General features: G+C 61.2%; 9 protein-coding genes. 5 read left to right on the top strand and 4 right to left on the bottom strand.

Annotated features, from left to right (window positions below; genetic code table 11):
* Window positions 1–77: 77 nt before the first annotated feature.
* On the top strand, window positions 78–3,239 hold the full coding sequence (gene uvrB, locus NKH01_RS19950) for an excinuclease ABC subunit UvrB (protein WP_353021908.1): 3,162 nt from the start codon (window positions 78–80) through the stop codon (window positions 3,237–3,239).
* Between the two features lie 111 nt (window positions 3,240–3,350).
* Here the strand turns inward: uvrB and NKH01_RS19945 are convergent, their stop codons facing one another.
* The 3 genes from NKH01_RS19945 to NKH01_RS19935 are packed head-to-tail and all read right to left on the bottom strand — an operon-like array spanning window position 3,351 to window position 5,272.
* Window positions 3,351–3,926 (bottom strand): PIN-like domain-containing protein, encoded by a 576-nt coding sequence (locus NKH01_RS19945; RefSeq protein WP_353021906.1) that lies wholly within the window; start codon window positions 3,924–3,926, stop codon window positions 3,351–3,353.
* The gene (locus NKH01_RS19940) at window positions 3,923–4,621 is read right to left on the bottom strand and encodes a DUF433 domain-containing protein (protein WP_353021903.1); all 699 of its coding nucleotides are present in this window, start codon (window positions 4,619–4,621) and stop codon (window positions 3,923–3,925) included. The genes NKH01_RS19945 and NKH01_RS19940 overlap by 4 nt, the downstream gene beginning before the upstream one ends.
* Before the next feature lie 54 nt (window positions 4,622–4,675).
* Entirely contained in the window at window positions 4,676–5,272 is a 597-nt protein-coding gene (locus NKH01_RS19935; protein WP_353021901.1) for a hypothetical protein, read from the bottom strand.
* Window positions 5,273–5,743: 471 nt separating this feature from the next.
* On the opposite strand from NKH01_RS19935, the gene NKH01_RS19930 reads away from it, so the two are divergent.
* The 4 genes from NKH01_RS19930 to NKH01_RS19915 all read left to right on the top strand — a co-directional run bounded on the left by NKH01_RS19930 (window position 5,744) and on the right by NKH01_RS19915 (window position 8,533).
* A complete protein-coding gene (locus tag NKH01_RS19930) occupies window positions 5,744–7,273 on the top strand; it encodes an ABC-F family ATP-binding cassette domain-containing protein (protein WP_353021898.1) in 1,530 nt (509 codons plus the stop codon).
* A 104-nt stretch (window positions 7,274–7,377) separates the two neighbouring features.
* Window positions 7,378–7,551 carry a hypothetical protein gene (locus tag NKH01_RS19925; RefSeq protein WP_023678401.1) on the top strand — a complete coding sequence of 58 codons (174 nt, stop codon included), beginning with the start codon at window positions 7,378–7,380 and terminating at the stop codon, window positions 7,549–7,551.
* A 128-nt stretch (window positions 7,552–7,679) separates the two neighbouring features.
* Window positions 7,680–8,108, top strand: a complete 429-nt coding sequence (locus tag NKH01_RS19920) for a VOC family protein (protein WP_353021896.1) — start codon at window positions 7,680–7,682, stop codon at window positions 8,106–8,108.
* A gap of 71 nt (window positions 8,109–8,179) precedes the next feature.
* Window positions 8,180–8,533: a DUF1428 domain-containing protein gene (locus tag NKH01_RS19915; protein WP_352894576.1), complete on the top strand. Its 354-nt coding sequence runs from the start codon at window positions 8,180–8,182 to the stop codon at window positions 8,531–8,533.
* A 117-nt stretch (window positions 8,534–8,650) separates the two neighbouring features.
* On the opposite strand, the gene NKH01_RS19910 is transcribed toward NKH01_RS19915, so the two are convergent.
* On the bottom strand, window positions 8,651–10,285 hold the full coding sequence (locus NKH01_RS19910) for a tetratricopeptide repeat-containing sulfotransferase family protein (protein ID WP_353021893.1): 1,635 nt from the start codon (window positions 10,283–10,285) through the stop codon (window positions 8,651–8,653).
* Between the last annotated feature and the right edge of the window lie 5 nt (window positions 10,286–10,290).

Below are 10,290 nucleotides of genomic sequence, written 5' to 3'. Positions count from 1 at the left end.
TCAGCAGCCAAATTGCGCGCAGCACCCCTCACCACTCCGCTCTTTCCATTTTGGCCGATACCTCCCATATTCGGGCCATGGCCAGACTCTCTGACAAGAAAACACCGCCGCCGGCGAATGACGATCGCGCTTCGCCGCCCAAGCGGCGCAGCCCGCTGACCGATTTCCTCGATGCCTCGGAGCCACTGCACGGCTTTGCCGAAGCGCCGCAGGCCGAGTTCACCGGCGCGCCGCTAACCGGCTCGATCGCCGACTGGGCCGAGCAGATCGAGCAGGAAGCCGAGAAGGAAGGGCGCGTTTCCGGCAAAGTCGGCGGCAAATTAGCGAAGCCGGCGAAAAAGATCCCCGAGCGCTCGTCTTCCCCCGGCCGTACGGCGCGCGGCACGTCGATGGGCGGCGCGGCTTCGGCGCGGGAGCGCACCGCGGCCGGTCTCAATCCTGTCGCCGGCCTCGATGTCTCACTGGAAGAGGCCGAGACCATGGCTTCGGGCGGCGTCACCGCCACCGTCGCGGCGCTGTCGGCGCTGATCGAATCCGGCAATCCGCTGCACAAGGACGGCGTGCTGTGGACGCCGCACCGCCCTGCCCGACCGGAGAAATCCGAAGGCGGCATCGCCATCAAGATGGTCTCGGATTTCGAGCCGGCCGGCGACCAGCCGACGGCGATCAAGGATCTGGTCGAGGGCGTCAACAGCAACGACCGCACCCAGGTGCTGCTCGGCGTCACCGGCTCCGGCAAGACCTTCACCATGGCCAAGGTGATCGAGGAGACGCAGCGCCCTGCTCTGATCCTGGCCCCCAACAAGACGCTTGCCGCGCAGCTCTATTCCGAGTTCAAGAAATTCTTCCCGGAAAACGCCGTCGAGTATTTTGTCAGCTACTACGACTATTACCAGCCTGAGGCCTATGTGCCCCGGACCGACACCTACATCGAGAAGGAATCCTCGATCAACGAGCAGATCGATCGCATGCGCCACTCGGCGACGCGCTCGCTGCTCGAGCGTGACGACGTCATCATCGTCGCCTCGGTCTCCTGCATCTACGGTATCGGCTCGGTCGAGACCTATACGGCGATGACCTTCCAGATGCAGATCGGCGACCGCCTAGACCAGCGCGCGTTGCTCGCCGACCTCGTCGCCCAGCAATACAAGCGCCAGGACATAAACTTCGTCCGCGGCTCGTTCCGGGTGCGCGGCGACACGATCGAGATCTTCCCGGCTCACCTCGAGGACCGTGCCTGGCGCATCTCGTTGTTCGGCGACGAGATCGAGGCGATCACCGAATTCGATCCGCTGACGGGCCAAAAGACCGGCGAGCTGAAGAGCGTCAAGATCTACGCCAATTCGCACTATGTGACGCCGCGCCCGACCTTGAACCAGGCCATCAAGTCGATCAAGGAAGAACTCAAGCATAGGCTGGTCGAACTCGAACGGGCCGGTCGGTTGCTGGAGGCGCAGCGGCTGGAGCAGCGCACCCGCTTCGACCTGGAGATGCTTGAGGCGACCGGCTCCTGCGCCGGCATCGAGAATTACTCGCGCTATCTGACCGGCCGCCAGCCGGGCGATCCGCCGCCGACCTTGTTCGAATACATCCCCGACAATGCGTTGGTCTTTGTCGACGAAAGCCACGTCACCGTACCGCAGATCGGCGGCATGTATCGCGGCGACTTTCGCCGCAAGGCGACGCTGGCCGAGTACGGGTTCCGCCTGCCGTCCTGCATGGACAACCGGCCGTTGCGCTTCGAGGAGTGGGACGCCATGCGCCCGCTTTCGGTCGCTGTTTCGGCAACGCCCGGCGGCTGGGAGATGGAACAGTCCGGCGGCGTTTTCGCCGAGCAGGTCATCCGCCCGACCGGCCTGATCGACCCGCCGGTCGAAGTGCGCCCGGCCAAGAGCCAGGTCGACGATGTGGTCGGCGAGATCCGCGAAACGACGAGGGCAGGCTACCGCACGCTGGTCACCGTGCTGACCAAGCGCATGGCCGAGGACCTGACCGAATATCTGCATGAGCAAGGCATTCGCGTGCGCTACATGCACTCCGACATCGACACGCTGGAGCGCATCGAGATCCTGCGCGATTTGCGGCTCGGCGCCTTCGACGTGCTCGTTGGTATCAACCTGTTGCGCGAAGGCCTCGACATTCCCGAATGCGGTTTCGTCGCCATCCTCGATGCCGACAAGGAGGGCTTCCTGCGCTCCGAGACATCGCTGATCCAGACCATCGGCCGCGCCGCCCGCAACGTCGACGGCAAGGTCATCCTCTACGCCGACCAGATCACCGGCTCGATGGAACGAGCGATGGCCGAGACCAGCCGCCGCCGCGAAAAGCAGATGGAGTGGAACCAAGCCAACGGCATCACGCCGGAATCGGTCAAGTCGCGCATCTCCGACATCCTGGACTCGGTCTACGAGAAGGATCATGTCCGCGCCGACATCTCGCAGTTCACCGACAGCGCCGGCGCGATGATGGGCAACAATCTGAAAGCCCATCTCGACGCGATGGACAAGCAGATGCGCGACGCCGCCGCCAACCTCGACTTCGAAAAGGCGGCCCGCATCCGCGACGAGATCAAGCGGCTGCGCGAGATGGAACTGTCGATCTCCGACGATCCGCTGGCCAAATATGCCGACATGGAAAGCCCCGTCTCCGGCCGCGAGAAGGGCAAGCACAACAAGGGCGTGGCCAAACATCGTACATCAGAGGAACAGGAGCGTTTCCGCAAACTCGACGAGGCACGTGCCGCCGAAAAGGCGGCCCGGCCCAACCTCTTTCGCAAGCCCGCGCTCGACGAGATGGGCGCCGACGGCGCCGTACCGGTCAAGAAGCCGCTCTTTGCCAAACCGTCGCTCGACGCAATGGGGCCGGGCACCGACATGCCGACGCCGGCCGGCGCGGTGTCGCGTTCACTGTTCAAGAAACAGTCGGCCGAAGAAGCGCACGGCTCCGATTTCGGCATCCCCGGAGAGCCGACCAAACCGCTGTTCAAGAAAAACTCGCTCGACGAGATGACAGTGCGCCGGACCGAGAAGCCGGTTGAAGGAAAGGTGCCGGCCAAGCCACAGCCGATCTCCCCCCGTGTGGGGGAGATGCCCGGCAGGGCAGAGGGGGGCGCGAAGGATCGCAATGATTCTGCCAAACCCATTGTCCGCGAACGTGCCGGCATCGGTTCCTACGAAGACTCCGCCGACGCGCGTCGCGAAAAGCGACGGCCCGGCAAGACCGGCCGCCCGGGGCGGTAAGGCTCTCCGACTGAGCCGCTAGCTCCGTCTCTTCCCCCATCACCGCGGCCGAGATGGTTTGTCCAGGAACGCTTACGCCTATGTCACCATCAAGGCCGATTGCGTTCGTGCCTATCCTTGGCTCTCATCGAACAACCTTCCCTGGCTTTCAGCTTCGCGCTTCATTTTCCGCGCTTGTCTCTTAGTGGCGGTCTCAGCCCTCTGTCGCTGTATTTTAACCAACTTTGCTTCGCCTGTCGAAATTGTGCGAAGCTTGCCCTTACCGTCATCTGGCCAAGCGCAGGGCACGGCGAAGAACCCTGGCTTGGCTTTTTTCGAGTGCTTCAGGATGGTTGGCCACCAATGCAACAGCAATGCGGCCTTGCGACAGAACGGCCATTGACCCCACTTCGGAGCAAAGAAGATTACGATCATACCCTCTTGAACTAAGGCGAGCCTTTCGTGAGGAACAGTGGCCATTTTGGTATCGCCAGATACGATCACCGTCCCGCCAGAGGCTGCGTAACGCTTCACCCAAGGCACATCATTTTTCGGCTGATAGTCTCCGTCACCTAGCCTAGGCGTGTAATCCTTAGCGCTCTCGATCACGACGCCTTGCACTATATGTTTTAGGCTGCGCTCTTTGTGGAAAAGCTGAAAGACCCGCACCATTGCGGCTGGCATATTTTCGTCAAAGGCGACCTTCAAGCTGCCTGCCGCAGGTCAGCCTGGAAGCGTATGGCCTCCCTGACATGCCTTTCTGATATCTCGAACTGATCCGCCACGGCACGGACGCTGCCTTCAGCCCTCACTGCATCAGCCAACGTCTCAGTCGGAATATGACTGTCTTGAAGAACCGGCCTGCCGAACGAGAAGCGTGGGTGCACGATGACGTTGGGGGCGATCTCCTTTCGCGGATACCAAGCGACCATGTTGCCTTGTGGATCGAACACAACATCCTCCTTCAAGGAAGGCATGACGATTATAGGCATCTCATAGTTTTTTGTTTTCAGATCCTCGTATACCAGCTCTATACCGCGCTTCCGCGCTATCTCCGCGACCACGCGGCGCCCGTCGGTTCGAAACACTATTCCCGCAGCGAATGGATGCGGGTGGGCTAGGGTATCTTTTGCCTCTTGCAAGATGGATCGAATTTCGTTTAGCCGCACGCCAGCCTTGGCGAAGCGTGCCACGAAGCGAAGCTCCATAAGATTTGTGAAACTGACGGCCACTTTTCCGTTGACCAGCCCAAGCTGGTTATCAATGACGGGCTGCTGGCGTCCCTTCTTCCCACCAACCCAAATGCGAACAGATGTTTGCGACGCCTCCACAAGTTCTGCCGTTTCGGGAACGGTAAAAATACCTCCTCCAAGTAAGTCAGGCTGGTGCGTATCGTTTGTCATGGGACAGCTACGATGCTCTTTATTGGGATTGCTATTTGCGGAGGAGGCTTCTTTTCATCCCCTCACGATAATCTCGATCTTGTCAGGAGCAACCCCAAAGTTTTCCGCAAGCCCCTGCTTCGCCTGCGCAATGGTCAATTTCAAAGGTTGATCAGCTACGTTGGCCTGCGTTGCTGAAGCGGTATTGTCGACTGCCGCTGGAGCAAGAGGCACGGTCTCAGACCACAAGGCGTTCCTCCCAAAACCCGATCCAGTCAGCCGCCATCCCTTTTCTTCGTCAGGATTCACCCATGAGGGCATGTGCTCCATCTTGTGTTCAACCAAGGCTACATGGTTGGCATCAAAAGCCTGAACGACCGTTTTGCGGTCGAACATGGTAACTCGGACCATCGTGGGATCGTTAACAGCTGGCCGGACGTGGATCACGTATTCAGCGTCGCGCAGAACCTTGTAGCTTCCGTCCGTGTCGCGCGTAAACGAGATGCGGCCTCCGGTTGACGTCTTGATCACGCAGCTCAGCGTGCTGGTATCTTTCTGCATCAGAATCCGAGAAAACTTCGGCACCCCCTGACCTTTCGATATATCAGTTACCCTATTACCCTTTTCTTCCAAGAGACGAACCGCTGCCTCTCTAGCCATCTTCTCATTCACAATTTTAATCCTTCCTTTTCTGCTAAGCCAAAAATAGATAAAAACTAAAAATAGTCAAGGTAAAACTTTTTACACCTAGAGCAAAGACATAAGCCAAAACCGAAAGGGACGATGAAGCAGCGAAAAAACGATAGTTGGACCGATGCCATGCAGACAATTTGAGATCTCATTAGGGTGTACCCCCTGATCGGCAGCCACTTGCCATCGGCCCCTTCCCTGGTATAGCCATTTGCCACACTCAAACGTCTTGAAAGGAGGGCTGCGTGACTTTCGACCACCACCGTCAGCGCGGCCCTGTCCCTGCCCTGCGAGCTTGCTTGCAGGGCCGACCAGAGACGGTCCGGGTTCTCCCGCTTCGATTTTCTTGGTCTGCCCTTCGTGGTGCTGCAACGCCGAGCCTGATGGCCAGCCTGCGCACGGTCAAAGTGCATCGAACCGGAACTTGTCTCCGGAAAGACCAGAGAAATCGACATGGCCCTGATCAGCCTCAAGTCTCTCGGCGTCACCATGAGTGCGCCGCTCTTTTCCAGCCTTGATCTCACCATCGGCACCGGCGACCGGCTCGGCATCGTCGCCGCCAACGGGCGCGGCAAATCCACTTTGCTGAAGTGCCTGACCGGCGAGATCGAAGCCACCACCGGCGACATCACCCGCACGCGCGGCCTGCGCGTCGGCTATGTCGAGCAGGTCATCCCCGCAGCGCTGGCCGGGCGCAGCTTTCACGAGGTGGTGGCCGACGCCTTGCCGGCCGAGCAGGCCGAAAGCGAGCTGTGGCGCGTCGATGTGGTCCTCGATTCGCTCGACGTACCCGATCCGATGCGCGAGCGGCCGATGCGGGCCTTGAGCGGCGGCTGGCAAAGGCTGGCGCTGATCGCCCGCGTCTGGGTCACCGATCCCGACGTCCTGCTTCTCGACGAGCCGACCAACCATCTCGACCTCGGCAAGATCAGCCAGCTCGAGACCTGGCTGAACGCGCTGCCGCGTGAGGTGCCGCTGGTGATCGCCAGCCACGATAGGGCGTTCCTCGACGCGACAACCAACCGCACGCTGTTCCTGCGCCCCGACCAGTCGCCGGTGTTCTCGCTGCCCTATTCGCGGGCGAGGCTTGCGCTGGACGAGGTCGACGCTTCGACCGAGCGCAAGTTCCAGCGCGACATGAAAGTGGCGCAGCAGCTGCGCCGGCAGGCGGCCAAGCTCAACAATATCGGCATCAATTCCGGCAGCGATCTTTTGACGGTCAAGACCAAGCAGCTCAACCAGCGGGCAGAGCGCCTGGAAGAAGCGGCGGCGCCGGCACACCGCGAAAGATCGGCGGGCACGATCAAGCTCACCAATCGCGGCAGCCATGCCAAAGTGCTGATCACGCTCGACGATCTGGTGGTCGGAACGCCTGACGGCACGGTTCTGTTCAGCACCGGCAAGCGCCACATCTGCCAAGGCGACCGCATCGTCCTGCTCGGCCGTAACGGCGTCGGCAAATCACGGCTGATCGGCCTGATCCGGAACGCCATCGTCGAGCCGGAAACGGCGGCGCAAAGCCTGAAGGTGACGCCGTCGACCGTGCTCGGCTATAGCGACCAGGCATTGTCGGGCATCGGCGGCGACGACACGCCGCTGGCGATGCTCTCGCGCGGATTCGACGTTGGCGAGCAGCGCGCCCGCTCGCTGCTCGCGGGCGCCGGCGTCAGCATCGACATGCAGGAGCGCAGGATCAGCGTGCTGTCGGGCGGACAGAAGGCGAGGCTGATGATGCTGGCGCTCAGGCTCGCCAATCCCAACTTCTATTTACTCGACGAGCCGACCAACCACCTCGACATCGACGGCCAGGAGGCACTGGAAGCGGAATTGCTGGAACATCAAGCAAGCTGCCTGCTTGCCTCGCACGACCGCTCCTTCATCCGCGCGGTTGGCAACCGCTTCTGGCTGATCGAGAAACGGCGGCTGACCGAGGTCGACGACCCGGAAGCTTTCTTCCGGGAGGTTGCCGAGGCCGACGGTTGAAAAATTGCGGAAAAAAATTCCGCCGCTCTGTCGGATGATGATCGCATGCCACGTCCTTGGGTTGCCGACACGGTGATGCCGGCGCCAATCGAGGAGAAAGCATCATGTCTATTCTGTCATCCATAGGTTACGCCGTAACGCGTTACTCGGCGGCTCGCGCCCGTTATCGCAGCGAACGCGCCATACTTTCATTGCCGATCGAGCTGCGCAAAGATATTGGCTGGCCGGAAATCGTCGTCGACGCGCAAAACAGCCCGCGGATTCGCATCGAAGGGTGAAAGGTGGCAGTTGGCCATCGCGGCAGGTGCCATTTCGAATCCAAAAAACCATCGGCCGTGTAGGATCGCCGCCATTTCGTTCGTCCTGTGGTTCGCAAAGGCAAACCAGACGCAAAGAGGAGCATGACATGAATGACCAGGCGCAGACCCAGCCCGCCGCCAAAGTGCTTGGCGGATTGACGCCCTACCTTCAGTTGGACGGCGCTTTCAAAGCCGCCGAATTTTACCAAAAGGCCTTCGGTGCCGAGCAGGTCTTTGCCTATCCGCCGGACGAACAGGGCCGTACCATGCATATCCATCTCCACATCAACGGTTCGACGCTGATGCTTTCCGACTTCTATCCCGAGCATGGAATGCCCGCTGTGAAGCCGCAGGGCTACACCATGCAGCTCCATCTCGGCAGCGACGACATCGACGCTTGGTGGAAGCGGGCCATCGAGGCGGGCTGCGAGGAAGTCGTGCCGTTGCGGGTGATGTTCTGGGGCGACCGCTGGGGCAATATGCGTGATCCGTTCGGCGTCGAATGGGCAATGAACGCGCCGGTGAAGAAAGCTTAGGATCCCCACACAGGTTTGTACCTGAAATCACCGCTCAAGAGGGCGGAAAACAATCGCATGGAGGAAATCAGATGTCTTATGTCGATGGTTTCGTACTTGCCGTGCCGAAGGCAAAGCTCGATGCCTACAAGAAGCTGGCGGAAACCGCCGGCGCCGTCTGGAAGGAGCACGGTGCACTTGCCTATGTCGAATGCGTCGGCGACGACGTCCCTTATGGCGAGATCACCTCGTTCCCGCGCGCCGTGCAGGCCAAGGACGACGAGATCGTCGTCTTCTCATGGATCGTCTATGAATCGCGCCAGAGCCGCGACGCGGTGATGGCCAAGGTTATGGCCGACCCACGCCTCAAGTCGGACTGGTCGACCATGCCGTTCGACGGCAAGCGCATGATCTTTGGCGGCTTTCAGCCGTTTATGGAGCTTTGATGCATGTCGCGCAAAACTGCGCAGCGGTTTTGCGATAACGACATGCATAAAAACAAGGATCTAAAGCGCGTCGCATGAGGCCGATCGAGCGCGACGCGCTTTAGGCGCGGCGGCGCTCTAAGCCAGCCTGTCGAGCAGCGGCTTCAGCCGGTCGCCATAGCGCTTCCACAGATCGACCGAGCCCTGATACATCGGCTGCCGCACTTGCGCGGCCGACGCCGTGCGCACCGGCCGGTCGGTCCGGTGGAACGACAGCACGGCGTCGTCCCATGGCAGGCCGAGATGGGCGATCAGTGCTCGCGACTGGCCTTCCTGGTCGGCGACGAAATCCTCGTAGCGAACGTCGTGCACGACATCAGGCAGCACGGCGTGCCAGTGCGCCATGATGTCGGTGTAGAGATTGTGGAAATCGGCGAGTTCGCCGAGATCGTAGCCGTAGCGGTGGCTGTCGCCGCGGAAGTGCACCTTGTAGATCGACAGGCAGGTCGCCGCCGCATCGCGCGCACAATGGATGATCTTGGCCTGCGGCAGCATCATATGGATGAAACCGACCAACAGGAAATTGCCGGGCATCTTATCGGTGACGTGCCGGAACCCGGGATAGCGGACGTGCAGCATATCGAGATAGGCCTGGCCGGCCTCGGCATAGGCCTTATCGGACATGTCGGCGATGCCCCGGGGAAAGCCGCCCTTCATGCTGAGCGGAAACTGCTTGCCGACCGCCGTCTTCAATATGCTGAGCTCGCCAGCGCCATAGACTTGCGGGTGGCTGGCGATGATCTGCTCGACCAGCGTGGTACCGGAACGAGGCATGCCGACAATGAAGATCGGCGTGTCGTCGGTAATCCCGCTCGGCCTGTGCTTTTCAAAAAAGGCCTTGTCGAACACCGCCTTCATCGCCTCGAACTCGCCGCGCGTCTTGTCGGCGTCGTAGTCGATGCCCCGGCGGCGGATCGCGTTGCCTTCGGCGAAATAGTCGAAGGCGCGACCATAATCCCTGAGGTCGTCATTGGCCTTGCCGAGGCCGAAGGAAAGCTGCATGCGCGGCAGGCTGCCTTGCGGCGCCCTGGCGTGCTCCGCCTCCATCCGGGCAAGCTCGGCGTCGCGCTCCTTCTGGCGCTTGACCTGGGTGAGCATTAGCCAGGCCCTTGCCATGCCGGGATCCACCGCCAGCGCCTGCCTGAAAAGATCCGCAGCCTCGTCGAGACTGCCCTTTTCCATCAGCCCGACACCCAGGCCATGCAAAAGATCGGCATCCTTCGGCCGGATCGTCAGCGCCTCGCGAAAAACAGCTAATGCCTCATCCAGCCGGCCCGCTTCCTGCAGCGTCTCGGCAAGCCCGACACGGGCGCGGACATGGAACGGGTTGCGGCCGATCGTACCGCGATAAATATCCTCGGCGCCTTCGAATTGGCCGAGCTGCTTCAGCGACGAGCCGAGATTGTCGCGCGCCGCCAGTTGGTCCGGCCTGGTTGCCACCACCTTGCGGAAGAGATCGGCTGCGGCCGCGACCCGGCCGAGGTCGCGCAGCACGGTGCCGAGATTGTTGAGGAAATCCGGATTGTTCGGCTGCAGCCGAACCGACTGTTCGATCAGCGCCAGCCCCTCGGCGCTGCGCCCGGTCTGGTGCAGCAGAAGCCCGAGGAAATGCGCGGCGGCCGAGTGGTTAGCCTTTTGCGCCAGCACCTGACGGTAAAGCGCCTCGGCCTCCTGCCGGCGCCCCGCCTGGTGCAGCTGCAGCGCCTGCTGCACGTACT

Source organism: Mesorhizobium sp. M1403 (assembly GCF_040317695.1).
Taxonomy (GTDB): domain Bacteria; phylum Pseudomonadota; class Alphaproteobacteria; order Rhizobiales; family Rhizobiaceae; genus Mesorhizobium.
Note: the sequence above shows the minus strand (reverse complement) of the source record. Positions and strands in the feature narration are given on the sequence as shown.